Annotated in this window: 21 protein-coding genes; 10 read left to right on the top strand and 11 right to left on the bottom strand. The window is 60.8% G+C overall.

The window, feature by feature from the left end; all coding sequences use genetic code 11:
- Window positions 1–435 precede the first annotated feature (435 nt).
- Entirely contained in the window at window positions 436–3,303 is a 2,868-nt protein-coding gene (rapA, locus tag ACB033_RS19000) for an RNA polymerase-associated protein RapA (RefSeq protein WP_139725085.1), read from the top strand.
- 221 nt (window positions 3,304–3,524) lie between these two features.
- Entirely contained in the window at window positions 3,525–4,181 is a 657-nt protein-coding gene (rluA, locus tag ACB033_RS18995; protein WP_139432155.1) for a bifunctional tRNA pseudouridine(32) synthase/23S rRNA pseudouridine(746) synthase RluA, read from the top strand.
- Between the two features lie 73 nt (window positions 4,182–4,254).
- On the opposite strand, the gene ACB033_RS18990 is transcribed toward rluA, so the two are convergent.
- From ACB033_RS18990 to ACB033_RS18970, 5 genes are all read right to left on the bottom strand, one after another.
- On the bottom strand, window positions 4,255–4,443 hold the full coding sequence (locus tag ACB033_RS18990) for a hypothetical protein (protein ID WP_073348952.1): 189 nt from the start codon (window positions 4,441–4,443) through the stop codon (window positions 4,255–4,257).
- Window positions 4,444–4,500: 57 nt separating this feature from the next.
- The gene (locus ACB033_RS18985) at window positions 4,501–6,432 is read right to left on the bottom strand and encodes a bifunctional diguanylate cyclase/phosphodiesterase (RefSeq protein ID WP_017785684.1); all 1,932 of its coding nucleotides are present in this window, start codon (window positions 6,430–6,432) and stop codon (window positions 4,501–4,503) included.
- A 23-nt stretch (window positions 6,433–6,455) separates the two neighbouring features.
- Entirely contained in the window at window positions 6,456–6,953 is a 498-nt protein-coding gene (locus tag ACB033_RS18980) for a hypothetical protein (RefSeq protein WP_005309520.1), read from the bottom strand.
- A gap of 95 nt (window positions 6,954–7,048) precedes the next feature.
- On the bottom strand, window positions 7,049–8,683 hold the full coding sequence (groL, locus tag ACB033_RS18975; protein ID WP_005309517.1) for a chaperonin GroEL: 1,635 nt from the start codon (window positions 8,681–8,683) through the stop codon (window positions 7,049–7,051).
- Window positions 8,684–8,725: 42 nt separating this feature from the next.
- On the bottom strand, window positions 8,726–9,019 hold the full coding sequence (locus ACB033_RS18970; RefSeq protein WP_005309514.1) for a co-chaperone GroES: 294 nt from the start codon (window positions 9,017–9,019) through the stop codon (window positions 8,726–8,728).
- A gap of 181 nt (window positions 9,020–9,200) precedes the next feature.
- On the opposite strand from ACB033_RS18970, the gene ACB033_RS18965 reads away from it, so the two are divergent.
- On the top strand, window positions 9,201–10,601 hold the full coding sequence (locus tag ACB033_RS18965; RefSeq protein WP_139725137.1) for an MATE family efflux transporter: 1,401 nt from the start codon (window positions 9,201–9,203) through the stop codon (window positions 10,599–10,601).
- A gap of 23 nt (window positions 10,602–10,624) precedes the next feature.
- On the opposite strand, the gene ACB033_RS18960 is transcribed toward ACB033_RS18965, so the two are convergent.
- Window positions 10,625–11,101 (bottom strand): FxsA family protein, encoded by a 477-nt coding sequence (locus ACB033_RS18960; RefSeq protein ID WP_042051174.1) that lies wholly within the window; start codon window positions 11,099–11,101, stop codon window positions 10,625–10,627.
- A 449-nt stretch (window positions 11,102–11,550) separates the two neighbouring features.
- Here ACB033_RS18960 and aspA point away from each other — a divergent pair, with 449 nt between their 5' ends.
- The 3 genes from aspA (at window position 11,551) to ACB033_RS18945 (ending at window position 15,732) form a co-directional block, all read left to right on the top strand.
- Window positions 11,551–12,993 (top strand): aspartate ammonia-lyase, encoded by a 1,443-nt coding sequence (aspA, locus tag ACB033_RS18955; RefSeq protein ID WP_005309505.1) that lies wholly within the window; start codon window positions 11,551–11,553, stop codon window positions 12,991–12,993.
- Window positions 12,994–13,120: 127 nt separating this feature from the next.
- Window positions 13,121–14,440, top strand: a complete 1,320-nt coding sequence (locus tag ACB033_RS18950; RefSeq protein ID WP_005309503.1) for an anaerobic C4-dicarboxylate transporter — start codon at window positions 13,121–13,123, stop codon at window positions 14,438–14,440.
- Between the two features lie 200 nt (window positions 14,441–14,640).
- Window positions 14,641–15,732 (top strand): porin, encoded by a 1,092-nt coding sequence (locus ACB033_RS18945; RefSeq protein ID WP_025202181.1) that lies wholly within the window; start codon window positions 14,641–14,643, stop codon window positions 15,730–15,732.
- Between the two features lie 61 nt (window positions 15,733–15,793).
- Here ACB033_RS18945 and mdtH read toward each other — a convergent pair whose 3' ends face one another.
- Window positions 15,794–16,987, bottom strand: coding sequence for a multidrug efflux MFS transporter MdtH (gene mdtH, locus ACB033_RS18940; RefSeq protein WP_139725087.1), 1,194 nt, complete (start codon window positions 16,985–16,987; stop codon window positions 15,794–15,796).
- Window positions 16,988–17,196: 209 nt separating this feature from the next.
- On the opposite strand from mdtH, the gene ACB033_RS18935 reads away from it, so the two are divergent.
- Entirely contained in the window at window positions 17,197–18,096 is a 900-nt protein-coding gene (locus ACB033_RS18935) for a LysR family transcriptional regulator (RefSeq protein ID WP_054544167.1), read from the top strand.
- Between the two features lie 52 nt (window positions 18,097–18,148).
- Here the strand turns inward: ACB033_RS18935 and ACB033_RS18930 are convergent, their stop codons facing one another.
- A complete protein-coding gene (locus ACB033_RS18930) occupies window positions 18,149–19,918 on the bottom strand; it encodes a M4 family metallopeptidase (protein ID WP_054544166.1) in 1,770 nt (589 codons plus the stop codon).
- Between the two features lie 352 nt (window positions 19,919–20,270).
- Here ACB033_RS18930 and ACB033_RS18925 point away from each other — a divergent pair, with 352 nt between their 5' ends.
- Together ACB033_RS18925 and rimJ are read left to right on the top strand one after the other, a co-directional pair.
- Window positions 20,271–20,825 carry a GNAT family N-acetyltransferase gene (locus ACB033_RS18925; RefSeq protein ID WP_139725088.1) on the top strand — a complete coding sequence of 185 codons (555 nt, stop codon included), beginning with the start codon at window positions 20,271–20,273 and terminating at the stop codon, window positions 20,823–20,825.
- Window positions 20,825–21,376: a ribosomal protein S5-alanine N-acetyltransferase gene (rimJ, locus tag ACB033_RS18920; RefSeq protein ID WP_017786489.1), complete on the top strand. Its 552-nt coding sequence runs from the start codon at window positions 20,825–20,827 to the stop codon at window positions 21,374–21,376. Before ACB033_RS18925 ends, rimJ begins: the two co-directional genes overlap by 1 nt.
- Window positions 21,377–21,478: 102 nt before the next feature.
- Here rimJ and ACB033_RS18915 read toward each other — a convergent pair whose 3' ends face one another.
- From ACB033_RS18915 to ACB033_RS18905, 3 genes are all read right to left on the bottom strand, one after another.
- Complete coding sequence (locus ACB033_RS18915; RefSeq protein ID WP_005309486.1) at window positions 21,479–21,724, bottom strand: hypothetical protein; 246 nt, start codon at window positions 21,722–21,724, stop codon at window positions 21,479–21,481.
- 309 nt (window positions 21,725–22,033) lie between these two features.
- A complete protein-coding gene (locus tag ACB033_RS18910) occupies window positions 22,034–23,083 on the bottom strand; it encodes an oxidoreductase (RefSeq protein ID WP_139725089.1) in 1,050 nt (349 codons plus the stop codon).
- Between the two features lie 108 nt (window positions 23,084–23,191).
- Window positions 23,192–24,355 (bottom strand): multidrug effflux MFS transporter, encoded by a 1,164-nt coding sequence (locus ACB033_RS18905; RefSeq protein WP_042008841.1) that lies wholly within the window; start codon window positions 24,353–24,355, stop codon window positions 23,192–23,194.
- Window positions 24,356–24,576: 221 nt separating this feature from the next.
- On the opposite strand from ACB033_RS18905, the gene rdgB reads away from it, so the two are divergent.
- Entirely contained in the window at window positions 24,577–25,173 is a 597-nt protein-coding gene (rdgB, locus tag ACB033_RS18900) for an RdgB/HAM1 family non-canonical purine NTP pyrophosphatase (protein ID WP_139725090.1), read from the top strand.
- Window positions 25,174–25,188: the final 15 nt, after the last annotated feature.

Genomic DNA, 25,188 nt, shown 5'->3' with positions numbered 1-25,188 from the left:
TTGCTTGATTCAAATTGTTAAAGAGCGACGCAGCTTTTGGCTGCTGCGGGAGTGGCATTCTACTCAACCGCCTTCTCGAGTCAAGCCTTATTTTCAAAGGCTTTTCGAGGCCACCGACCCGGCTCTTTGCGTTGCCGCTTGCCGTGTCGATGGAGGCGCATTATAGGGATCTGGATCACGCTTGCAAGCGACAATTCGCATTAAATTCGAAGAAATCGTTCAACCGCTCAACAATCAATCAAGAAGTCGCTTAATCCAGCAATTTCCTCGCCCGTAGTCAACGCCATCTATCTTCAATCATGCATGACAAGAGCAGGATCAACAGCAGGATGAAATGGCTGCCACCATCGCCATATCCATGGTGATCACGCTCACGCCTTCGGGTAACATAGCGCCCCTTTGCGATTCACACACTCTTGGGCTTTGGAGAGTTTAATGCCTTTTGCACTTGGCCAGCGTTGGATTAGTGATACAGAGACGGATCTGGGGTTGGGAACTGTCGTTGCTGTTGAAGGACGCATGGTTACCCTGTTGTTTCCGGCTACCGGTGAAAACCGCATGTATGCCAAAGAAGAGGCGCCGGTGACCCGGGTCAGCTTCAATGTGGGCGATCAGATAGCCAGTCACGAAGACTGGACCATGATGGTCGATGAAGTGCAGGAGAAAGATGGCCTGCTTATATATGTAGGTGTTCGCACCGACAATGATGAACCGGTTGCCCTCAAGGAAGTGTTTCTCAACAACTTCATCAAGTTCAACAAGCCACAGGATCGCCTGTTCGCCGGCCAGATCGACCGGATGTCCCGTTTTACCCTGCGCTACGAAGCGCTGGTCAACCAGCACAAACGTCGTCGCAATCCGACCCGCGGTCTGGCCGGTGGCCGGGTCAGCCTGATCCCGCACCAACTCTATATCGCCCATGAAGTAGGCCACCGTTATGCCCCGCGTGTACTGCTGGCAGACGAGGTGGGCCTCGGCAAGACCATTGAAGCGGGCATGATCATTCATCAGCAGTTGCTCTCCGGCCGCGCCCATCGCGTGCTCATCCTGCTGCCCGAAACGCTCCAGCACCAGTGGCTGGTCGAAATGCTGCGCCGCTTCAACCTGCACTTCTCCCTGTTTGACGAGGAGCGCTGCATCGAGGCCTTTGCCGATGCGGAAAACCCCTTCGAAACCGAACAGCTGGTGATCTGCAGCCTCGACTTCCTGCGCAAGAAGCGCCGCCGCTTCGAGCAGTTGCTGGAAGCCGAATGGGATTTGCTGGTCGTCGACGAAGCACATCACCTGGAGTGGAGCGAGGAAGCGCCAAGCCGTGCCTACGAAATGGTGGAAGCACTGGCCGAACAGGTGCCAGGCGTGCTGCTACTGACCGCGACCCCGGACCAGCTGGGCCATCAGAGCCACTTTGCCCGTCTGCGTCTGCTCGACCCCGAGCGTTTCTACGACTACGAAGCCTTCCTCGCCGAGGAGCAAGCCTATGGCCAAGTCGCCAGTGCCGCCCAGGAGTTGCTGGATGGCGAGGCCCTGAGCGAAGCTGCCAAACAGACTCTGGCAGGCCAACTTGATGGTCTGGATCTCACTGATGCGGCCGCCCGTCAGCAGGCAGTCGCCAAGCTGCTGGATCAGCACGGCACCGGCCGCGTGCTGTTTCGCAACAGCCGCGCCAACATTCAGGGATTCCCCGAGCGTCATCTCAACGTCTACCCCATGCCGTTGCCGGAGCAGTACAAGACCGCCATCAAGGTGATGGGCATGATGGGTGGCAACGGCGGCGATCTGCAAACCCGTGCCCTGCGCTACCTCTATCCCGAGAAGATCTTCCAGCAGTTTGAAGGCGACAACGCCAGCTGGACCCTGTTTGACCCGCGCGTCGACTGGCTGCTTGAGTTGCTGATCTCTGCCCGTCAGCAGAAGATATTGGTGATCTGCTCCGAAGCGGCCACCGCCATCGCGCTGGAAGAGGCCGTGCGTACCCGCGAGGGGATCCGCGCCGCCGTCTTCCACGAAGGGATGTCCATCCTGGAACGGGACAAGGCCTCCGCCTATTTCGCTCAAGCTGAGGGGGGCGCTCAGGTGCTGCTCTGCTCCGAGATCGGCTCCGAGGGTCGCAACTTCCAGTTTGCCAGCCATCTGGTGCTGTTCGACCTGCCTCTCAACCCGGATCTGCTGGAACAGCGGATCGGCCGACTGGATCGCATCGGTCAACAGAACACCGTCGAGATCCACGTTCCCTATCTGGAGGGCACCTCCCAGCGCGCCCTGCAGCTCTGGTATCACGATGGCCTCGATGCGTTCGAGCAGACCTGTCCGACCGCCCGCCCGGTATTCGAAGCGGTGCGTGACGAACTGTTCGAGCTGCTGGCCGCCAACACCGGTGAGCAGGCGACCCTCGAAGCACTGCTGACCCGCACCCGCGAGTTGCACGAGCCCCTCAAGGCCAAACTGGAACAGGGCCGCGATCGGCTGCTTGAGATCCACTCCAGCGGTGGCGAAGCTGCCAAGCAGCTGGTCGAGAAGCTGGCCGCCGAAGATGACGACACCGGTATGATCTCCTTCGCCCTCAAGATGTTCGACGAGATCGGCGTCAATCAGGATGATCGCGGTGAGAACGCGCTGGTGCTGATGCCGGGCGATCACATGCTGGTGCCGAGCTTCCCGGGCCTGCCGCAAGACGGCATGACCATCACCTTTGATCGCACCACAGCCCTGTCGCGGGACGACATGTCGTTCCTCTCCTGGGATCACCCCATGATGCGCGGCGGTATCGACCTGATCCTCGGCTCCGAGATCGGTGCCACCTCGGTAGCTCTGCTCAAAAACAAGGCGCTGCCGGTCGGCTCCATCCTGTTGGAGCTGATTTTCGTCGCCGAGTCTGCGGCCCATCCCCAGCTCTACCGCTTCATGCCACCGACGCCGATCCGGCTGCTGATGGACAAGAACGGCAACAACCTGGGTGAGAAGGTGGCCTTCGATGCCTTCAACCGTCAGCTGACGCCGGTCAACCGCCACCTGGGCAGCAAGCTGGTCACCGCTTCCCAGCCAGTGATCCACGGTCTGATTGGCCAGGGCCAGGCGATTGCCGAAGGACTGAAGGCGAATATTGTCGACCAGGCCCGTACTCAGATGGCGCAAACTCTGCAGCAGGATCTCGATCGTCTGGAGGCGCTCAAGGCAGTCAACCCGAACGTGCGCGACAGCGAACTGGATTATCTGCGCAATCTGCAGGCAGAATTGCACCACCTGATCGACCAGACCCAACTCAAGCTGGATGCCATCCGCTTTATCGTGGTTACTCATAACTGATGAAACGGTGAAGGCATCGTCTGGTTGATAACGACCAGACCCAACGCGAGTTGGATGCCATGCACTTTTTATCGTGGTTACCCATAACTGATAAAACTGTGAAAGCATCGTCTGGTTGATAACGACCAGACCCAACGCGAGTTGGCTGCCATGCACTTTTATCGTGGTAATCCATAACTGATGGGGGCTTGCCCCCACTTTGACCAAAGATGCGAGACGCTATGTTTGTATACTCACCGCCCCTGGAACCCTGGCTCGATATCCTGTTCAAGGACAAGGACATCATGGTGGTCAACAAGCCCACTGGCCTGCTGAGCGTCCCCGGGCGCGGCCCCGAGAATGAAGACAGCGTGCTCCATCGGGTGAAGCAACAGCACCCTAAGGCGGCGGCCGCCCATCGTCTCGACATGGCGACCACAGGCGTGCTGGTGATCCCCCTCAATCCTAACTCTCACCGGGAGCTGAGCCGGCAATTCCGCGAGCGGGAAACCGAGAAACACTATCTGGCCTGGGTGTGGGGCGAGCCGGAACTGGATGCGGGTGAAGTGGATCTGCCGCTCTGCGTCGACTGGCCCAACCGCCCGAAGCAGAAGGTGGACTTTGAGGAGGGGCGTCACGCCCTGACCTTGTGGCAGAAGCTGAAGGTGGAAAATGGCAACAGTCTGATCAAGCTGACCCCCATTACCGGTCGCTCCCATCAGCTACGGGTTCATATGCTGGAGCTGGGTCATCCCATCCTCGGCGATAACCTCTACGCCCATCCGGATGCGCTGGCGGCGGCACCGCACCTTTATCTGCATGCGGCCAGCCTGACCATCAGCCACCCCCGCAGCGGCGAACGAATGACCTTCGAGGCACCAGCCCCTTTTCCGGTCTGAGCCAAGAGAGACATTGCGATATCGCAGACATAAAAAAGCCCCCATCGACGAGATGGGGGCTTTTTCGTTAGGGTCAGACGCGAATATCGATGTTACTTCCCAGAGAAGCGTTGGCCGATGTCGGTGCAACCGGTGCTGATTGAGCTGCTGTTTGCAGCAGTTTCAATGCAGATTCACCTTCTTGGGTCTGCTGTTTCTTGGCCAGGCTGGCCGTCATCAATGCAGAACCAAATGACGCAGATGCAGAACTAGATATATCCATGGTGTACCTCCTGCCCTAAGACTATCGGCCATCTTAGGCCAGACATGAGCACTTTGGCTAAATTAAATACGCCTTGTCGGGCTGACGCCGCTCCAGCCACTCCTCTTCCATCTCCAGCAGGGTCTGATAGACCTTCTCCGCCTGCTCGGGACGGCTGAACAGATAACCCTGACCATAGAGATGGATGTCGGTCAAAGTGCGCAGCACGTCGAGCTGGGCCTGGGTTTCGATCCCTTCGCACACCAGACTCTTGCCCAGCATGGAGCCCATCCGGCAGATGTTGGCGACCAGCTCGGACGCTTCGATGGAGGTATCGATCCCCTGAATGAAGGAGCGATCGATCTTCACCTTGCTGACCGGCAGTTTCTGCAGATAACTGAGAGACGAGTAGCCCGTCCCGAAGTCATCCAGCGCCAGCTGTACCCCTTGCTGGTTGAGGTCCTGCATCAGTTGCAGGGAGTTTTTCACCTCGCGCATGGTGGTGTCTTCCGTCACTTCCAGCACCAAGCTGGCAGCCGGGATATGGTGGTCCATCAGCGCCTTGGCCACCAGCTTCAACAGGTTGCGCTGATACATGCCGGGAGAGATGTTCACGCACATCTGCAGATCCACCAGGCCCAGCTGCTGCCATTGATAGAGCTGCTCACAGGCGGTGTTCAGCACCCAGCTACCCAGCTTTTCGGCCAGCTGAAACTCTTCGGCGACCTGGATCACCTCGTTGGGCGGGATGAAACCAAGCTCAGGGTGACGCCAGCGCAGCAGGGCCTCGACCGCCTCGCAGCGGCCGCTTTCCAGGTTGACGATGGGTTGGTAGTAGAGCTCGAGCGCATTGTGCTCCAGCGCCATGATCATGTCGCTGGCCAGATGCTTGCGACGCGCCGTCTCATTGAGCAGCGAGCTGTCGTAGATGACGTATGGCACATGGGTCTTGCGGCTGTGGAACAGTGCCTGCTCGGCCCGGCTGAGCAGTTCCTGGGCCTGTTTACTGTCCATCGGGAAGAAGGCGATGCCGATGCCCACCTCCAGCCGGAATGGATAGTTGTCGATGATGATGTCCTGCTTGAGCGCGTGCAGCAGACGGGCTACCAGCTCCCTCACCTGACGCAGATCACTGCTCTCGCGCTGGATCATGGCGAACTGGTCACCGCCAAGCCTGGCCACCCACTCACCGTTTTCACACAGGCCGCGCATCCGTTTCGCTAGCTCCTGCAACAGGAAGTCACCGGTGTTGTAACCGAACTTGCTGTTGATGTCGCGAAAGTCATTGATGTCCACCAGCACCAGACCAAACGGCGTCTCCTTGCTAGCGTAGGATTCCATCTTCTCAAGCAGGGCCAGACGATTGGAGAGCCCGGTCAGGGGATCTATCCGTGCCACTCTGAAATGGCGGCGCGCCTCGCGGATCAGCAGACCGCTCAGCAGCATCACCGACAACACCAGCCCGGATACCATGAACAGCAGGGCATTGCGCAACTGGCCGAAGCGCTTGTCATTGCCCGAATAGACGTTGATGTTCTTCTGCATCACGGAGGCGAGGGAATAGGAGAGCGGTTCCTGCAGAGGCGACAGCCTCATCATGATCTGCTGATAATCCGGCGTTCCCGACTTCAGGTTGGTGATGTTGGGCTCCATCTCGCGGATATTGCTTTCGATCAACTGCACAAGCCGCAGGGTCTTCTGCTTGTCCTTCATGCTCTGACGCAACTGGCCGCTAAGCAGGATGGGGGTGCGGCTCCAGAGGATGTCGTAGCGCAACATCAGGGTATCGTGATCGATACCGCCATAATGGTAAATCTCGACGGAGTTGAGGAAGCGCCCCAACTCCAGTTGCAACTGCATCAGGGCCCAGGAGACGTCATAGGTATACTTCTCCATCACCCGGGTCGCATTCTGTATTTGTGCGAGGCAATACAGAGTGCTCCCGGTGAACAGCAGGATGGATAGATAAAGAACGATGAGTAAAGGCCACGCCTTGGTCTTTGCTTTCACTCGTGCTCCCAGAAGCCACTACATCAATGCTGAATATCAATGGCATTCAATTGCCAAATCATCATGTCGGTAAACTCCGAGCGTTTCAGCTCGGGATATTGATCCAGCGGTAGGATAAACCAAAGCGGTCCCTTATTCCGTACCCGCATGGTGACCCCATCATCTTGCCAGGCCAGAATCGGGTCGTATTGCTTGACCTTATCCCAGTTGAGCCTGATCTGAAAACTGTTCAATGCGGTCAAGGTGATCGCCTTGCCATCCGCGCCGACGGCGGCCAGCAGATCGGCCAGCTTGGGTCCCACATATTTGTGCGGCTTGTCGACCCAGGGGTTGGCGGTCACGATCTCGTGCTGTGGCAACGCCTTGAGCATCGCCAGATCGAAGGAGACCACCCCTTCGGTCGCTTCCGCCGGTTGTACATTGCCGGTCACCTTCAGGATGACGGGACCTTGCGGCGTTTCCAGCGCCATTGCCGGCATGGCCAGAGAAAACAGTAATGAAATCAAACCCAGTACACGCATGTTCACCTCGGATAAAGTCACTGACAATAGACTCAGTCTAGTCGCCATAAAAAAAACGGCTCGCAAAAGCGAGCCGTTTGGTAACCCAGGCTGAATTACATCATGCCCATGCCACCCATACCGCCCATGTCAGGCATGGCAGGGGTATCTTTCTTCGGCAGCTCGGAGACCATGCACTCGGTGGTGATCATCAGACCGGCAACGGAAGAGGCAAACTGCAGGGCAGAACGAGTCACCTTGGTCGGATCCAGGATGCCCATGGCCAGCATGTCGCCGTACTGTTCGGTGTAGGCGTTGTAGCCATAGTTGCCTTCGCCGTTCTTCACCGCGTTGGCGATGACGGAGGCCTCTTCACCGGCGTTGATGACGATTTGACGCAGCGGAGCTTCCATGGCGCGCAGAGCAACCTTGATACCCACGTTCTGGTCTTCGTTGTCACCACGCAGACCGGTCAGTTTGGCGGCAACGCGCACCAGCGCCACACCACCACCGGCAACCACGCCTTCTTCCACCGCAGCGCGAGTCGCGTGCAGGGCATCGTCGACGCGTGCTTTCTTCTCTTTCATCTCGACTTCAGTGGCAGCACCCACCTTGATCACCGCAACGCCGCCAGCCAGTTTGGCTACGCGCTCTTGCAGCTTCTCACGGTCGTAATCGGAAGAGGTCTCTTCGATCTGCTGACGGATCTGGGCTACACGGCTCTCGATCAGGCCTGCGTCACCCACGCCATCGATGATGGTGGTGTTCTCTTTGGTGATGACGATGCGCTTGGCACGGCCCAGGTCTTCCAGGGTCGCTTTTTCCAGCTCCATGCCCACTTCTTCGGAGATCACGGTACCGCCAGTCAGGATGGCGATATCCTGCAGCATGGCCTTGCGACGGTCACCGAAGCCCGGCGCCTTGACGGCAGCCACTTTCACGATGCCACGCATGGTGTTGACCACCAGAGTCGCCAGCGCTTCACCTTCAACGTCTTCGGCGACGATGATCAGCGGCTTGCCAGCCTTGGCCACGCCTTCCAGCACCGGCAGCATTTCGCGGATGTTGGAGATTTTCTTGTCGACCAGCAGGATGAAGGGGTCGTCCAGCTCGACGGCACCGGTTTCCGGCTTGTTGACGAAATACGGGGAGAGGTAGCCACGGTCGAACTGCATACCTTCAACCACAGCCAGCTCGTCTTCCAGACCCTGACCGTCTTCTACAGTGATGACGCCGTCACGGCCCACTTTGTCCATTGCTTCGGCAATCAGCTTGCCGACTTTCTCGTCGGAGTTGGCGGAGATGGTGCCTACCTGAGCGATGGCGTTGTTGTCTGCGCAGGGCTGGGACAGCGCTTGCAACTCGGCAACGGCGGCTACCACGGCCTTGTCGATACCGCGCTTCAGATCCATCGGGTTCATACCGGCGGCAACGGCCTTCAGGCCTTCGTTGACGATGGCCTGGGCCAGTACGGTTGCGGTGGTGGTACCATCACCGGCGGCGTCGTTGGCCTTGGAAGCGACTTCCTTGACCATCTGGGCGCCCATGTTCTGGAACTTGTCTTCCAGTTCGATTTCACGAGCGACGGAGACGCCATCCTTGGTGATGGTCGGAGCGCCGAAAGATTTGTCCAGCACCACGTTGCGGCCTTTCGGGCCCAGGGTCACCTTGACGGCATCGGCCAGGATGTTGACGCCTTCCAGCATCTTGATGCGGGCTTCGTTGCCAAACTTGACTTCTTTAGCTGCCATTTTGTTCAGTCCTTCAATCAATTCTTGGGGGAAAGGGGTGGATTACTCTTCGACAATCGCCAGGATGTCGGTTTCAGACAGGATCAGCACGTCCTGACCATCCAGCTTCTCGGTCTTCACACCGTAGCCTTCGTTGAAGATCACCTTGTCACCAACCTTGACGGCGAGGGCTTTGACGTCGCCATTATCCAGAATTCGGCCAGTCCCCACGGCAAGAACTTCACCACGGGTGGACTTCTGGGCCGCCGTACCAGTCAAGACAATGCCGCCAGCGGATTTGGCTTCAGCTTCGATGCGCTTGATGATGACGCGGTCGTGCAGTGGACGAATTTTCATCGATAACTCTCCCAAAATGAGTCTCTGTGTTGCTTTGAGGAATGGCCATTCCTGGCCAAATTAGATATGTCTCCGATGTGGGGTACGTTTGTTAACCCTTCAAGGGCAAATACAAAAAAAATATTTTCACGTACTATGAAGGTCTTCGATGGATCGCCCGAGTCCCGGTCAGGAAACCGGTTTGTGCTGCCAGCAGCCAGAACTCCGCCAGATGTACAGAGACCAGCCCGTGACCCGACCCAATCCCCTGCTGACAGCCCCCATGACGTCCGTACTGCTGCGCATGACGGGCCCCATGATCCTCGGCATCGTCGCCATCCTCGCCTTCAATCTGGTCGATACCTTCTTCATCGGCATGCTGGGCACCCAGGCACTGGCCGCCATCAGCTTCACCTTTCCGGTCACCTTCGTGGTCACCTCGCTGGCTATGGGGCTGGGGGCCGGCCTCTCCGCCGTGATGGGTCATGCCCTCGGCCAGGGCAAGCATGAAGAGGCCGCCCGCATCACCACCGACAACCTGTTCCTGGCGGTGCTGCTGGTCACCCTCATCGCCGTGGCGGGGGCGCTCACCATACACCCGCTGTTCCGGCTGCTCGGTGCCAGCGATGCGCTGATCGCCCTCATCTACGACTACATGCTGATCTGGTATCTGACCGTCCCCATGCTGGTGCTGCCCATGGTGGGCAATGCCGCCATCCGGGCCACCGGCGATACCAAAACTCCGAGCCTGGTGATGACGGTGGCCGGGCTGGTCAACGGCGTGCTGGATCCCCTGCTCATCTTCGGCATTGGCCCCTTTCCCGAGTGGGGGATCCGCGGCGCCGCCATCGCCACCTCCCTCTCCTGGCTGATGGCCATGCTGGTCAGCCTCTATATATTGCGCCACCGCGAGGGCCTGCTGCGCTGGCGCCTATCCCCGCGCCCGCAGCTGCTGGCCCACTGGCGCGCCCTGCTGCACGTGGCCGTGCCCGCCTCCTTCACCAACATGCTCAACCCGCTGGCCAATGCGGTGCTGATGACCATCTTCGCCGGACTGGGCACCGAAGTAGTGGCCGCCTACGGCGCCGCCTCGAGAGTCGAGGCCCTGCTGCTCATCGTGATGATGGCGCTCTCCTCGGTGCTGGCTCCCTTCATCTCGCAAAACTGTGGCGCCGGCAACCCGGCCCGCGCCAAAGCGGCGCTGCAGCTCTGTATGCGCTTCGCCCTGCTGTTCCAGCTGGCGGTCTACGCGCTGACCTGGCTGCTGGCCCCCTTCATCGCCGATCTGTTCAGCGATCACCCGCAGGTGGTGCACCTCATCGTGCTCTATCTGCACCTGGTACCCATCGGTTACGGCTTTCAGGGCATGGTGATGCTGCTGGCATCCGCCTTGAATGGCGTGAGGGCATCCAGCATCTCTTTTCTGTTCAACGGCTTGCGATTGTTTGTCTTCTTGCTGCCAGGAGCCTGGCTGGGGGCAAAACTGGGGGGAGAACAGGGGATCTATCTGGGGATCCTGCTGGCGAACCTGGCGGCGGGCACTCTGGCCTGGTGGTATGCCCGCCACCGCTTCGAGCAGTTGTGCCATCAGGGCAAGCCCTGATGGCCCGGGATTGAGCGCAGCACTTACTCCTTGCGCTCGAACTCCCCTTCGATGGTGGTACCGGCGCGCGGGGATTGACCCGGCTGGTCACTGCCAGGCACCTCGTCGAACGGCTGCTGACGGCTTTGAAAACCGCCCATCTGCATTCTGAACTGGTTGCTGCCGATCAGCTTGTCGGCCAGCTTGTTGCGCAGCCAGGGTTGCAGCAACAGGATGCCGAAGAAGTCGGTCACGAAGCCCGGAATGATCAGCAGCAGACCGGCCAGCGCCAGCATCATGCCCCCCATCACCTCACGTCCAGGCATCTCCCCCTGCTGCATCTTCTGCTGCGCGTTGAACAGGGTCTTGATCCCTTCGCTGCGCACCAGAGAGGAGCCCAGCACCGCCGTCAGAATGAGCAGGCCGACAGTCGGCAAGGCGCCGATCACGGAGCCCACCTCGATCATCACGGTGAGCTCGAGCACCACCAGACCGACCAACAATAGAAACAACTTGCCCATAACAACCTCAGTGCGGGTGAATGTGAATGAACCGCCGGCAGACCAGACAGCCGTCGATGCCGCTGCCAACCCGTCATGATATCGGTTCCTGTTGATTAAAATGGGGGTCAGCGCGCACTTTTCAAGTGCGGAGGGTGACGCAGCGCCGGATCCGCAGAAAAACCGGCTTGCCGGACTGTGATTGAAGTCATTGTTCTGTCAAAGTTAATCGGTCGATTGCAATATCTGTTTAATGACCACAAGTTATTTGAGGTTGTCTCAAATTTAGTGATCCAGGTCTAATATCAGATACCTCAATTGGGGTAATATCGACGCCAGTAATGAAGGAGGCAAAAAAGGCCTCCAACCGCCCCACTCGATGTGTGGTGCTTCAGGATGAACCGTGCGTAAGGAACTCGCGACCACTCGGTGAGGATCGTTTCCATTTATCTGATTTCTGAGGCATTACAATGAGCGACATCAAGAACGTCCGCATTGAAGAAGACCTGCTGGGCACCAAAGAAGTTTCCAACGACATGTACTACGGCGTACACACCCTGCGCGCCGTCGAGAACTTCAAGATCAGCTCTCAGAAGATTTCTGACGTTCCGGAATTCGTCCGTGGCATGGTGCTGACCAAGAAGGCCGCCGCGCTGGCAAACGGCGAGCTGGGCACCATCCGTCCTGAAATTGCAGACAAGATCGTGGAAGCCTGCGACCTGATGCTGAACACCGGCAAATGCTTCGACCAGTTCCCGGTCGACGTTTACCAGGGCGGTGCCGGCACCTCCGTCAACATGAACACCAACGAAGTACTGGCCAACATCGCCCTCGAGCTGATGGGTCTGGAAAAAGGCCGCTACGACGTCATCAACCCGAACGATCACGTCAACAAGTGCCAGTCCACCAACGACGCCTACCCCACCGGTTTCCGCGTCGCCGTGGTGAACAGCACCGACACCACCCTGTTTGCCCTGGAAGCGCTGATCGCCGCTTTCGATGCCAAGGCTGCCGAGTTCAAGAACATCCTGAAGATGGGTCGTACCCAGCTGCAGGACGCGGTACCCATGACCCTGGGTCAGGAGTTCCACGCCTTCGCCGTCACCCTGCGTGAAGAGATCAAGTCCATCAAGCGTTGCCAGGAGCTGCTGCTGGAAGTGAACCTGGGCGCCACCGCCATCGGTACCGGCCTCAACACCCCGCCCGAGTACTCCGCCCTGGCCATCAAGCGCCTGGCCGAAATCACCGGTCGCGCCTATGTGCCGGCTGAAGATCTGATCGAAGCGACCTCCGACTGCGGTGCCTACGTGATGCTGCACGGCGCCATCAAGCGCATGGCGATGAAGCTCTCCAAGATCTGTAACGACCTGCGTCTGCTCTCCTCCGGCCCGCGCACCGCACTCAAAGAGATCAACCTGCCGGAAATGCAGGCTGGCTCCTCCATCATGCCGGCCAAGGTCAACCCGGTCATTCCGGAAGTGGTCAACCAATCCTGCTTCAAGGTCTTCGGCAACGACGTCACCATCACCTTCGCCGCCGAAGCCGGTCAGCTGCAGTTGAACGTCATGGAGCCGGTGATCGGTCAGGCGATGTTCGAATCCCTGAGCCTGATGGAAAAGGCCTGCATCTCCCTGCGCGAGAAGTGCGTGGAAGGCATCACCGCCAACCCGGAAATCTGCATGAACCACGTGCTGAACTCCATCGGTATCGTGACCTACCTGAACCCCTTCATCGGCCACCACGAGGGCGACATCGTCGGCAAGATCTGTGCACAGACCGGCAAGAACGTCCGTGAAGTCGTGCTGGAACGCGGCCTGCTGACCGCCGAACAGCTGGACGAAATCCTCTCCATCGAGAACCTGATGAACCCGCAATACAAAGCCAAGCGTTACACCCGCGAAGCCACCGTATAAGCGAGCAAATGGGCCGGGATCATCCCGGCCCATAGAGTCAGTTCCCGATAGGTCTTGCCCAGCCCCATCGGGAATTGGCTTTTCTGCCAAATAAAACCTAAAAAAACTGGAAAATGGAGTGTTCACTATGATTGGAATCGAGTTGCTCGTCGTGCTCGCCGCTATCTATCTGGGGGCCCGGATAGGCAGCATCGGCATCGGCTTTGCCGGTGGTTTGGGGGTACTGGTGCTGACCTGGGGCCTCGGGGTGCAGATCCCGAGCGATCAGCTGGTCACCTACATCCCCTGGGACGTGATCATGATCATCGCGTCCGTCATCTGCGCCATCGCCTGCATGCAGCTGGCCGGCGGGATGGACTACCTGGTGCACCTGGCCGAAAAAGCCCTGCGCAAGAACCCCAAATACATCACCTTCGCAGCCCCGGTCGTCACCTACCTGATGACCATGCTGGCCGGTACCGGTCACACAGCCTTCTCCACCCTGCCGGTGATCGCCGAAGTGGCCAAGGAGCAGGGTATCCGCCCCTCCCGTCCTCTCTCCATCGCGGTCGTAGCCTCCCAGATCGCCATCACGGCCTCGCCCATCTCCGCAGCCGTGGTCGCCTTCTCCGGCATGCTGGAGCCGTTCGGTGTTGACTACCTGACCCTGCTGGCCATCTGCATCCCCTCCACCTTCATCGCCTGCATCCTCGGTGCCTTCGTCGCCAACATGCTGGGCAAGCCGCTGGACCAGGATGAAGTCTATCTGGAGCGCAAGGCCAAGGGGCAGATCAAGCTGCGTGGTACCACCCAGCTCGAGATCAAACCCTACGCCAAGCTGTCGGTCTGGATCTTTATCGCCGCCATCGTGGCCGTGATGGCCTATGCCACCGCCATCTCCGGTAAAGTGGGCCTCATCACCAACCCGCCGATCCCCCGTGACGGCGCCATCATGGGCATCATGCTGGCCGCGGCCACCATCATGACTCTGGTGTGCAAACTGGACGTGACCCAGGTCACCAACATGCCGACCTTCAAGTCCGGTATGTCCGCCTGTATCTGCGTACTGGGTGTGGCCTGGCTCGGCAACGTCTTCGTGAAGGGCAACATGGATACCATCCAGCTCATCGCCGGCGACCTGCTGAACCAGTACTCCTGGCTGCTGGCCGTGGTGCTGTTCTTCGCCGCCATGCTGCTCTACTCACAAGGCGCCACCACCAAGGCCCTGATGCCGGCCGCCCTGGCACTGGGTGTCAGCCCGCTGACCGCCATCGCCTCCTTCGCCGCCGTGAGCGCCCTGTTCGTGCTGCCCACCTACCCGACCCTGCTGGCCGCGGTCGAGATGGACGACACCGGTTCCACCCGCATCGGCAAGGCGGTGTTCAACCACCCCTTCTTCGTACCGGGTGTGGCCACCATCGCCATCGCCGTGGCGCTCGGCTTCTTCTTCGGTGGCATGATGCTCTAAACAGCATTTAATTCCACAAATGTTCAAACGGCCCTCTCTGGGCCGTTTTTTATGCCTGCCTTTCTGGTCAAACCATTAATTAATCCTTGTCCGCTTCAGTTTCTATCAAGGTTCGCAGGGCTACTCTGGGCTATCGGAACAGAAACCGATCAACAGGGCCGAGCACAGGTCCGACAGTGTTTACACCAGAGGAACGAACAATGAAAAAAACAGCATTGACCATGGCCATCTCCAGCCTGCTGCTGGCCGGTGGTGCGCAAGCCGCGACCGTTTACAACCAGAACGACACCAAGCTCGACATCGGTGGTCGCGCCCAGGGCATGTACTACGGCACTGATGACAACGGTTCTGAAGGCGACGCCAGCTACCTGCGTCTGCACATCGCCGGCGAAACCAAGATTGCCCCCGAGATGCAGGCCTTCGGCTTTGCCGAGTACAACCTGCCGACCTCAGGTTCCGACAATGACGAGCTGCGTTATGCCTACGCCGGCATCAAGCACGATCGCTTCGGTGCCTTCAGCTACGGTCGTCAGGACGGCCTGTTCACCAAAGCCGTGAACAACTACACCGACGTGCTGCCCGAGTGGGGTGGTGACGGCCTGGGCAAGGACACCGAAGTGTTCGGCACCGGTCGTACCAATGGCCTGGCCCAGTACATCTACACCTATCAGGGCCTGACCCTGGGTGCCCAGTTCACCGGCAACAACGATCCGCAGAACGCCGATCGCTCCAACCTGACTGGCACCAACAGCACCTGGAATCCGAAGGGTTCCGCCGAAGGCTTCGCCGTGTCCGCCAACTATGACTTCGACATGGGCCTGAGCCTGGGTGCCGCCTACAACCAGGCCGGCAAGACCGACGAGCAGGCTGCCAACGCCTCCTTCGGTGGCGACAGCGACGCCAAACTGTACGGCGTGGGCGCCAAGTACGCCGTCGGCGACCTCTACCTGGCTGCCACCTACTCCCACGGTGAAGACCACATGTACGTCAGCACCTTCAACGGTTACGCCGAGAAGATGGATGGCTACGAAGCCGTGGCCCAGTATGCCTTCGGCAAGTTCAAGCCGTCCGTGGCCTACCTGCGTACCGACGTGAAGGACAACGCTCGCGGCATCGATGATACCGCCACCGAATACGTCTCCATCGGTGCTTGGTACAACTTCACCGACAACTTCAACGCCTACGTTGACTACAAGATCAACCTGCTGGACAACGTCAACGGCACCCACACCAACTCGCTGGGCAAGAACACCGACGACGTGGTCGCCGTGGCCCTGCAGTACAACTTCTAAGTCTTCCTGTAGCCTACTGTATTTTTTACCGGCCGCCTGCGGCCGGTTTTTTTATGCCCGTTCAGACGTTGACCCGCGCCAGACTCGACTCGCGATGAAAGCAATTGGCCAGCAGCAGCAAAGTGGTCACACCCACTGTGCCCAGCACCAGCCAGGGCAACCAGGGCTGCCCCTGAGCCAGGGCGTAGTCATGCAGGGCGCCGCCCCCCACGTACCCCGTCATGCCTCCCAGTGCCAGCCCCAGCCGGCTGAAGCCCATGTAGCTGCCGCGCGCTCCCGGCTGCGCCAGCTTGGTCATCAGGGTCTCCCGCGCCGGCTCGGCGATGACGATCCCCAGATAGAAGCAGGCCAGCAGCATGAACACCGCAGGCAGGGTGTTGGCAAAGGCCACCAGCCCGATGCCGGTGGTCATCAGCAGTACCCCGGCCATCAGCCGGCTCTCCAGCTTGAAGCGCCGCTCGCCATAGCGCGCCAGCGGATAGAGCAGCGCCAGCGAGATGGCGGTCTCCAGGGTATACATCCAGCCCACCGCCGTGGTACTGCCCGCCATCTGCTTGACCAGGATGGGGAAGATCAGCATCACCTGCACCCAGAGCGCGTAGTAGCCGCTCAGGATCAGTACCAGCCGGCAGAATGCCTTGTCGGCCAGCACCTGGCCGAGACCGGCGCGGATCGGGGTCGGCCGCACCGAGAGCTTGTAGGCGGGCAGGATCAGCAGGTTGCACAGGGCGGCGCAGACAAACAGGCCGGCCCCCAGCAGACAGACGTATTCGAAATCGAAGTTGAGCAGCCAGCTGCCTAGCAAGGCCCCCACCACGGCGCCGGCGCTCTCCAGCATCATTAGCAACGAGATATAACGACCCCGCTCCCGCGGCCGGGTGAACTTGATCACCAGCGCCGCCCGGGGAGGGTCGAACAGGCAGCCGCCGAGCCCCGAGATGATGCAGGAGAGGATCAGCTCCAGCCCGCTCTGGGCATAGGCCAGGCTGGCAAAACCCGCCGCCCGCAGCAGCATACCGCCCACGATGAGCGGGCGCGCCCCGAACTTGTCCGCCAGTGACCCCCCCAGAATGCCCAGCCCCTGCTGGGTCAGCTGACGCAACCCCAGCGCCAGGCCGACCACCCCGGCCGCCCAGCCGAGCTGATCCACGAAGCGCAGGCTGATCATGGGCATCACCACGAAGAACCCCAGGATCACCAAGAGGGAATCCAACGCCAAAAACCACCGCCCCAACCGCCTCGCCCGATCCACCATGACTACCCGTCCCCTGCTGCTCTGATGACATTCATATCGATTACTGCTCGTCGCCCGAATGACGCCGTCACCAAACGGACTCAAGGTGCTGCAAGCCCCTGAGCCGGTGTGGCAATATGCCAAAGCACAACGATTGATACTGCTATTCTGGAAGGACGCCAGATATAGTGGTAGCCGACAACTGGCTATATTTCATATTGGATTATCTTATGGCTATGACCCTCGACGATCTGCAGTTGCTGCTGGATGTGGTCAATCGCGGCAGTTTCAGCAAGGCGGCGGCCGTGCGCGGCTGGTCGCAACCCATGGTGAGCCAGCGGATCGCCGTGCTGGAACAGGAGCTGGGCCAGCCCCTGTTTCGCCGCCACCGGCGCGGTGCCACCCCCACCCCTGCCTGCGAGCAGTTCCTGCCCGCGGCGAGCGCGGCCCTCAGCGCGCTGGAAGGGGGCCGGCTGGCCATGCAGGGGGCACCGGCGCTGCCGCGCATCCGGCTCGCCTGCCTGCCCTCCCTGACGACAGTGGTGTTCGGCCCCCTGTTGCTGGCACTGGTCGACGAGACCTTCGAGATCCGCTGCAACACGGATCACTCCGGCATCATCATGCAGGAGCTGCTGACCGGCGAGACCGACGTCGGTTTCATCCTCAAGTGTCCCGCCATCGCCGGCATCCAGCTCGAGCTGCTCTACCGCTCCCCCATCATAGCGGTGGCCTGCGCCACCCATCCGCTGGCCGGGCGGCAAGGCCTGACCCTGCAGGACATAGCCAACGAGCGGCTGGCGCCCCAGCAGTGGGGCACCGGCTGCGACGAGCTGATCCTGCAGTTGCGCCTGCTGCGCCAGGTGGCGAGCCCGCTGCACGCCATCCAGCCCGCCAGCGCGGCGCGGGAGCTGGCGCTGGAACACGGCTTCATCACCCTGATGCCGGCGCTCGCCATCGCCCGGGATCTGGAATTTGGCCGGCTGGTGCAGCTGGACGTGGTGGATCTGCCGCCGGATCACTGGGACGTGATGATGGCCTGGCGCAGCGGCAAGCGCCCCAACCCCGCCAAGGAGCGGGTGCTGGAGGCCGCCCGCACCCTGGCCGCCCGCTGGGCGGGCAAACCCGCATAAAAAAAGCGCCGGACAAGTCCGGCGCTTCACTGTTGTCAACGGCCACTGATGATCAGTAACTGGCCTTGAGGGCTACTCCCGAGAAGGCGCTGTAGGCGCTCAGCTGCACGTTCCAGGTCCCCGCCTTGGGCGAGTTAAGGGTGCAGGTCTCGGCGTTGCCGCTCTTGTACGGACGGCAGTCATAGCTGCTGCTGGTCGGCACGCTGCCGAACTTCACATAGAGGTCCGCATCGCCGGTACCACCGCTGCTGGCGATCACCAGCTGGCTCTTGCCGGCCGGCACGTCGATGGTGAAGTTCAGCTTGCCACCCTTGGCGGCGGAGAGACCGGTCACCGGTACCCCGTTTTGCAGCACGCTGCCAGTGGGCGGAGTGGTGCCGCCACAGGTGGCATTGACCCCGACTGTGGTAAAGGCGGCCGCCACGTCGGTCACGCTGTAACCGAGATCGGTCGCCGCCTTGGTCACGCCACAGGCGCCCTGATCGAAGGTGGTGTTGGCGCCCCAGTAGAGACGGTTGGCCAGCACGAACACTTCGAAGGCCTTGCGGGTATTCCAGCCGCTGGTGTTGGCCAGCAGGTAGAAGGCGCGGTTGTAGACACCCGAGCTGTGGTGCACGTCGATGCCGTCATAGTAGTCGCTGGCGTGACCGATGGAGCGGCCATCCCGGGTCGGATCCTCGAAGTAGCGCAGGGAGCCGTTGCCCTTGAAGATCTGGGCGCCCACCAGCCAGTCGTTGCTGCCCTTCATGTAGTTCTCGGCCGCTTCCCCCGCCATGTCGGAGAAGGCCTCGTTGATACCTCCCGACTGACCGGAGTAAACCAGCCCCGAGTTCTGCTCGGTGAAACCGTGGCTCACCTCGTGGGCCGCCACGTCCAGGCTCACCAGCGGATAGAAGGTGGTGGCGCCGTCACCGAAGGTCATCTGGCTGCCGTCCCAGAAGGCGTTCTCGTAGTTGCGGCTGTAGTGCACCCGCATCTTCAGCTTGAAGGTCAGCGGCGCCGTGTTGTACCAGTTGCGGTACATGTCGAACACCACGTTGCCGAAGTAGTGGGCATCGTTGAGGGGCGAGTAGGCACCGTTGATCTCCTTGACCGTGTTCTCCGGGCAGGTGAACTGGTGGATGGTGCCGCCCGTGGTGGCGTGATTCATGTTGAGGGTGTCAACGTTGGCACTGGTCATGCGGCAGTTGTCATCCACCTGCAGCGGGCCGAAGTCGGAGCCGTAGAAGTATTTGCCGGTCTTGATGTTGCCGCCCGGGCCGGTGGCATCCTTGTGGTTGATCCCTTCCCAGCGCTTGAGCTCGTTGCCGGTCTGGGCATCGATCATCACGAAGGGACGGCTCGGCTCTTCGCTCGCCGCCAGCCAGGAGACCAGATAGACCAGCTTGGCCTGACCCGCGTCATCCTGCATCACGAACAGCTTGACCCGCTCGTTGCTGCCCTTGGCCCCGGCCCGCGCCTTGCTGGCGGCATCGGCCGGCGACAGGGCCGCGGTCGGGCTGGCCAGATCGGCATCGATCTGGCGCAGGATCTGACCGGAGACCTGGCTGATCTGGCCACCGAGGGACTGCTCGGCCACCAGCACCTGACCCCAGACCGGGATACCGTGCCAGGTCTGCTCATAGCGCACCCGCTGCTGGCCGTTGGGCAGCTTGACTGCCCGCACCTGGCGGAACTCGCCATCCCCGGCCAGCGCGCTGACGCCGGCGGCACCGCTCGGTGCTCCCTGAATGCCGGCAACCTGATGTACGTCAACCTGTTCTGCAGCCAAGGCTGCGCTTCCCCAGCAGGCCAATACCACGGCCAAATAGACTTTGTTCATCCGTCTTTTCCTTAAGTCGATGAAGATTACACGCCGGGTCCGTTGCCCAGCGCTCCTACACTAGTTGGCGCGATCGGAATTGCTGCCTGTCAGATGTGACAGCCCAGCATGAATCCATAGCAGAATCTACTGTTGCCTGTTTTTGGTAGCGTAAAGAGCCGAAAAAATGGCGAATAACACCAGGAAAGGCCGAACAATGACAAGGCCCCCCAATGACGGTCGGAGCCGCCCCTCCATATGGGGATAGCGCAGCCTTGATAACGGCTGAAAGTCCTTGGCTAACAAGGGGTTGATTGGCTACATTGGCGGTTCTACGGCCCATTGCGGGCCCCTGCGGCAACGGGAGGTGCGGATGTTTTCATGGCAACTGGATGACGAGCTGGCGCTGCTGTTCCTGCAGCCCGACATGGCCAGCGAACTCTTTGCCCTGTGTCGGGAGAATCGTGACTACCTGACCCAGTGGCTGCCCTGGCCGCCCTACATTCAGCAACCCGCCGACAGCGCCACCTTCATCCGCCACGCCATCGAGAAATTCGCCCGTGGCGAGGGGCTGACCACCGCCATCGAGTATCAGGGAGAAGTGGTTGGCGTCATCGGTTACAATCAGATCGACAAGGCGCTGGCCAAGGTCAGCATCGGCTACTGGCTGGCCGAGCGCTGGCAGGGCAACGGCATCATCACCCGCGCCTGCCAGGCCCTGATCCATCACGCCTTCGAGGAGATGGGGATGGAGAAGGTGGAGATCAGTGCCGCCATCGACAACGAGCCCAGCCGGTCCGTCTGCGAGCACCTCGGCATGCAGCAGGAGGGGATCACCCGCCGTGCCGAGCGGCTGGCCGACAGAGTCGTGGATCACGTTCACTACAGTCTGCTGCGCGACGAGTGGCTTGGGCAGAGGGATCACTGATGGCACTGCCACACCTGTGCACGGCCCGCAGCCGACTCACCGTACTGCCTCCCGAGCGGGCCGATCTGATGCTGGATTTCTATCTGCGCAACCGCGCTCACCTCACCCCCTGGGAGCCCAGCCGGGACGAGAGCTTCTATACCCTGAGCCACTGGCACGGCCGGCTGCGCGACAGCTACGGCCAGTTCTTCAACGGCAGCGGGGTGCACCTGGTAGCGCTCGAGCCGGATGGCGAGCAGGTGATCGCCACCTGCAACTTCACCAACATCCTGATGGGTGCCTTCAAGGCCTGCCACCTGGGTTACGCCATCGACCAGGCCCACCAGGGACAAGGGCTGATGCAGGAAATCGTCGGGGCCGGCATCGACTACCTGTTCCGGGAGCACGGTCTGCACCGCATCATGGCCAGCTACATGCCGGCCAATCAGCGCAGCGGCGCCCTGCTCGAGCGGCTCGGTTTCGAGCGGGAGGGGTACGCCAAAGAGTACCTGATGATCAACGGCCGCTGGGAGGATCACATCCTCACCTCCCGTCTCAATCCGGCGCTCTAGCTGGTTCTCTTGCCGGCGAAGACCCCGTCAAAGACGGGGAACGGACATAAAAAAACGGGTCCGAAGTCACCTTCGGGCCCGTTCTTCAGATGAGGTGCAGGCTTAGTTGGCCTTGGCATCGCTCACTGCGGCTTCTGCCTTGGTGGCTACGTCAGCGGCAGCCTTCTCAACGGTTGCAGTCGCTTCGGAAGCAGCCTTCTCTACGGTAGAGGTGGCTTCGCTAGCGGCTTTCTCAACAGTTGCAGCAACGTCGGCGGCCGGAGTAGCGGCCGGTGCGGCGGCTTCTTCTTTCTGACCACAAGCGGTCAACATCAGACCCAGGATACCGGCTACCAGTACTTTGTTCATGTGCATACCCTCAGAAAAATATGGAGAGATGGTTGGTACAACCATCACAGTGCGTCCTTTCACCCGGTGAAAAACCCATATGCCGGGAGCCAAGAGGCGCGCGAAATATATCCCCATACGCGCCCAATGAAAACGAGTATCACAATGATATTTTCTCGTTGGCTGGATGAAAAGAACTACTACAGCGACAAACATTAATACAAAACACTGTAAACGGCGTGAATTCGTACAATAAAACGCCACAGGCCCCGTGATGGCTGGCAATAAACAGCTATTGCATGGTGCCGGCCATCACGCACAGACCCCGCCTCAGTCAGACAGGATCTGACAAGCCAGCCGCTTACCCTCGCGAGCGCTGTCGCGGGCCAGGTCCAACAGCGCCATCACCGCCAACGCCTCGCCGGCCGGCACCGGGTTCTCCCCCTCCCCACGGATGGCGGCGCAGACGCCGCGATAGTAGGCGCCGTAATCCCCCGCCTCGCCGGCCACGCTCTGCTGCTGCAGCTGACCATCGCGGATCCGGCTGAGCTGGCCGGGTTCGTTGTCCACCCCCCAGTCTGCCGCCGGCGGCCGCTTGCCGAGCTTGAGCTGCTCTTCCTGCACATCCATGCCGAACTTGATGAAGGAGCCCTCGCTGCCGTGGATGACGAAACGCGGCATGGTGGCCGACACCAGGCAGCTGCCGTGCAGCACGACCCGCATCTCGCCATAGCCCAGCACCACGTGGAAGTAGTCATCCGCCAGGGCACCGGGGCGCTGCTGGGCCAGATCCGCCTGCAGCCAGTCCGGCTGACCGAACAGCTGCAGCGACTGATCGAGGATATGGGGGCCGAGATCAAACCAGAGGCCGGAGCCCGGGCCACCCGCCTCGCGCCAGCGCTGACGCACCTCGGGGCGATAACGGTCGAAGTGGGATTCGAACTGGGCAACCTGACCGAGCACCCCCTCCGCCAGCAGGCGGCGTACGGTGAGAAAGTCCCCGTCCCAACGCCGGTTGTGGAAGATGCTGAGCAGTCGCTGCTGCTTCTGCGCCAGCTCGACCAGCGCCTGCGCCTCGGCCAGATCCAGGGCGAACGGCTTGTCGATCACCACATGCTTGCCGGCCAGCAGCGCCTCGCGGGCGATAGGGGCATGGGTGTCGTTAGGGGTGGCGATCACCACCAGATCGACCGACGGATCAGCCAGCACCTCGGCCAGCGAACCGACCCGGCAGCCGGGCAGATCGCTCTGCACCTTGGCGGCATCCCGGCTCACCACCCAGCCGAGGGAGAGCCCGGGCGTGCTGGTCAGAAACGGGGCGTGAAAGGTTTGGCCTGCAAAGCCGTAGCCCACCAGGGCGGCATTGATTGTGTGGCTCATCCGGTTTTCTCCACGGGTAGCTGTGTCATGAGATGCAGGCGAACCTTTGGCCTGCCAAAAGAGAAGGGGGCCCAAGGCCCCCTGAGTGTGCCCATCAGAGCACAGGATTTATTGCAAACACAAGCGCCGGCCCTGGCGGGTCATCAGCACCAGCAGCGGGGGCAGCAACAGCCACATGTGCAGTGCCAGCTGGTTCAGCGGATCGTGCATCAGCGCGCCGATAAAGCCCACCAGCGCACCGGAGCCGCTCATCTGGAACAGGCCGAGCAGGGCGGCGGCGGTACCGGCGCAGTGACCGAACGGTGCCAGCGCCATGCCGGCGGCAGAGCCCAGGATCATGGCAAAGCCAATGCTGGAGAGGAACACCGGGCCCATCATGGCCAGCGGATGATCGATGTGCATCGACAGGCTCAGGGAGATGGCGGAGAGCAGCAGCACCAGCAGACCGATGCGCAGGGTGCGTCTTGGCCCCACCCTGGCGATGAAACGGGGTGCCAGGAAGCAGGCCAAGATGTTGAGCGCCGCGTTAGCCGCAAACCAGTAGCTGAAGCCGCTCATGTCCAGCCCCAGCCTCACCATCAGTTGCACCGGCGCCGCGGTGACATAGGCCAGGATCACCGCCATCGCCAGCATGCACAGCGTCGCGTTGAACAGGAAGCTCGGGGAGCGCAGCACCGGGCTGTAGCGCGACCAGCTGATGAGCGGGCCGCCGCTGCGGGTCTCTTCCGGACGGGTTTCCGGCATCCGCCACAGCAGCCAGCTACCGACGATGACCGCATAACCGGCCATAAACCAGAAGTTGGCCGACCAGCCCGCCTTGGCGGTGAGCCAGCCACCGAGCAGGGGGGCCAGCGCCGGAATGAAACAGATGGCACCGTTCAGGTAGGAGATCATCTGACCGCTCTTCTTGGGGCCGTAGCTGTCACGTACCACCGAGAAGGCGGCCACCGAGGTGGCACAGGCTCCGAGGCCCTGCAGCACCCGCGCCAGCATCAGCTCGCCGAGGCTGGCGGCAAAGCCGGCACCCAGGGCGCTCAGACCGTAGAGCAGCACGCCGCCGAGGGCGATGGGCTTGCGGCCGTAGCGGTCGGCCAGCGGCCCCACCAACAGTTGCCCCAGTCCCATGCTGAACAGGAACCAGGTAATGGTGCCCTGCATCAGGGTCACCTCGGCGCCTAGCTGCTCGGCCATCTGCGGAATGGCGGGCAGGTAGATGTCGATGGCCAGCGGACTGAACAGCACCAGGAGTACAAGCAGAAGAATCAATGGCATCAGTCACCTCGTGGCATGGGGAAATGGATTGGGGCGCGAGTCTACTGACTCACAGTAATGAATTGAAATGGTATTTAATCACTTCTGTTATTCCACTCAGGAAACATTCATTTTATCCACATCTTGCCATGACCCCGGCGAGGGTGATCCAGGGCAATTGGCGCTTTTCCTGGGCGCCAGCCCCGCATAGAATGCGCAGATTATTTTTGCGGAGGTGCTCGATGAACAAGCTTGTCCTGGCAACAGGGAACCAGAAAAAGGTGAAAGAATTGGCCGCCATGCTGGCCGATATGAAGATCCAGGTGATCCCACAGAGCGAGTTTGCGGTCTCCGATGCCGACGAGACCGGCACCACCTTCGTCGAGAATGCCATCATCAAGGCCCGCCACGCCGCCCGCGTCACCGGCCTGCCGGCGGTTGCCGACGACTCCGGCCTGGAAGTGGATCTGCTGCACGGCCGCCCCGGCGTCTACTCCGCCCGCTTTGCCGGTGCCGGAGCCAGCGACAAGGAGAACATCGACAAGCTGCTGGCCGAGCTCAAGGGCGCCCCGGATTACCTGAAAAGCGCCCGTTTCTGGTGCGTGCTGGTCTACATGCGCCACGCCGACGACCCCACCCCCCTCATCTGCCAGGCGAGCTGGGAAGGGATGATCATCGACGAGCCCCGCGGTCAGCACGGCTTTGGCTATGATCCCGTGTTCTTCGTCCCCGACCACGACTGCACCTCGGCCCAGATGCCGGCCGAGCTGAAGAACCAGCTCAGCCATCGCGGCCAGGCCCTGGCCAAGCTGAAGGCGGCCCTGGCGGCGGTCAACTAAAGCGCTGTCTCCCGC

This window comes from Aeromonas sp. S15(2024) (assembly GCF_041402265.1).
GTDB lineage: Bacteria > Pseudomonadota > Gammaproteobacteria > Enterobacterales > Aeromonadaceae > Aeromonas > Aeromonas dhakensis.
The sequence above is the reverse complement of the archived record's forward strand: the minus strand, read 5'-3'. Positions and strand labels throughout refer to the sequence as shown.

Excerpts from the sequence above, each read along its gene's own strand:
- rapA (WP_139725085.1), top strand. The coding sequence starts at position 436 with ATGCCTTTTGCACTTGGCCAGCGTTGGATTAGTGATACAGAGACGGAT.
- rluA (WP_139432155.1), top strand. The coding sequence starts at position 3,525 with ATGTTTGTATACTCACCGCCCCTGGAACCCTGGCTCGATATCCTGTTC.
- ACB033_RS18990 (WP_073348952.1), bottom strand. The coding sequence starts at position 4,443 with ATGGATATATCTAGTTCTGCATCTGCGTCATTTGGTTCTGCATTGATG.
- ACB033_RS18980 (WP_005309520.1), bottom strand. The coding sequence starts at position 6,953 with ATGCGTGTACTGGGTTTGATTTCATTACTGTTTTCTCTGGCCATGCCG.
- groL (WP_005309517.1), bottom strand. The coding sequence starts at position 8,683 with ATGGCAGCTAAAGAAGTCAAGTTTGGCAACGAAGCCCGCATCAAGATG.
- ACB033_RS18970 (WP_005309514.1), bottom strand. The coding sequence starts at position 9,019 with ATGAAAATTCGTCCACTGCACGACCGCGTCATCATCAAGCGCATCGAA.
- ACB033_RS18960 (WP_042051174.1), bottom strand. The coding sequence starts at position 11,101 with ATGGGCAAGTTGTTTCTATTGTTGGTCGGTCTGGTGGTGCTCGAGCTC.
- aspA (WP_005309505.1), top strand. The coding sequence starts at position 11,551 with ATGAGCGACATCAAGAACGTCCGCATTGAAGAAGACCTGCTGGGCACC.
- ACB033_RS18950 (WP_005309503.1), top strand. The coding sequence starts at position 13,121 with ATGATTGGAATCGAGTTGCTCGTCGTGCTCGCCGCTATCTATCTGGGG.
- ACB033_RS18945 (WP_025202181.1), top strand. The coding sequence starts at position 14,641 with ATGAAAAAAACAGCATTGACCATGGCCATCTCCAGCCTGCTGCTGGCC.
- mdtH (WP_139725087.1), bottom strand. The coding sequence starts at position 16,987 with ATGGTGGATCGGGCGAGGCGGTTGGGGCGGTGGTTTTTGGCGTTGGAT.
- ACB033_RS18935 (WP_054544167.1), top strand. The coding sequence starts at position 17,197 with ATGGCTATGACCCTCGACGATCTGCAGTTGCTGCTGGATGTGGTCAAT.
- ACB033_RS18930 (WP_054544166.1), bottom strand. The coding sequence starts at position 19,918 with ATGAACAAAGTCTATTTGGCCGTGGTATTGGCCTGCTGGGGAAGCGCA.
- ACB033_RS18925 (WP_139725088.1), top strand. The coding sequence starts at position 20,271 with ATGTTTTCATGGCAACTGGATGACGAGCTGGCGCTGCTGTTCCTGCAG.
- rimJ (WP_017786489.1), top strand. The coding sequence starts at position 20,825 with ATGGCACTGCCACACCTGTGCACGGCCCGCAGCCGACTCACCGTACTG.
- ACB033_RS18915 (WP_005309486.1), bottom strand. The coding sequence starts at position 21,724 with ATGAACAAAGTACTGGTAGCCGGTATCCTGGGTCTGATGTTGACCGCT.
- ACB033_RS18910 (WP_139725089.1), bottom strand. The coding sequence starts at position 23,083 with ATGAGCCACACAATCAATGCCGCCCTGGTGGGCTACGGCTTTGCAGGC.
- ACB033_RS18905 (WP_042008841.1), bottom strand. The coding sequence starts at position 24,355 with ATGCCATTGATTCTTCTGCTTGTACTCCTGGTGCTGTTCAGTCCGCTG.
- rdgB (WP_139725090.1), top strand. The coding sequence starts at position 24,577 with ATGAACAAGCTTGTCCTGGCAACAGGGAACCAGAAAAAGGTGAAAGAA.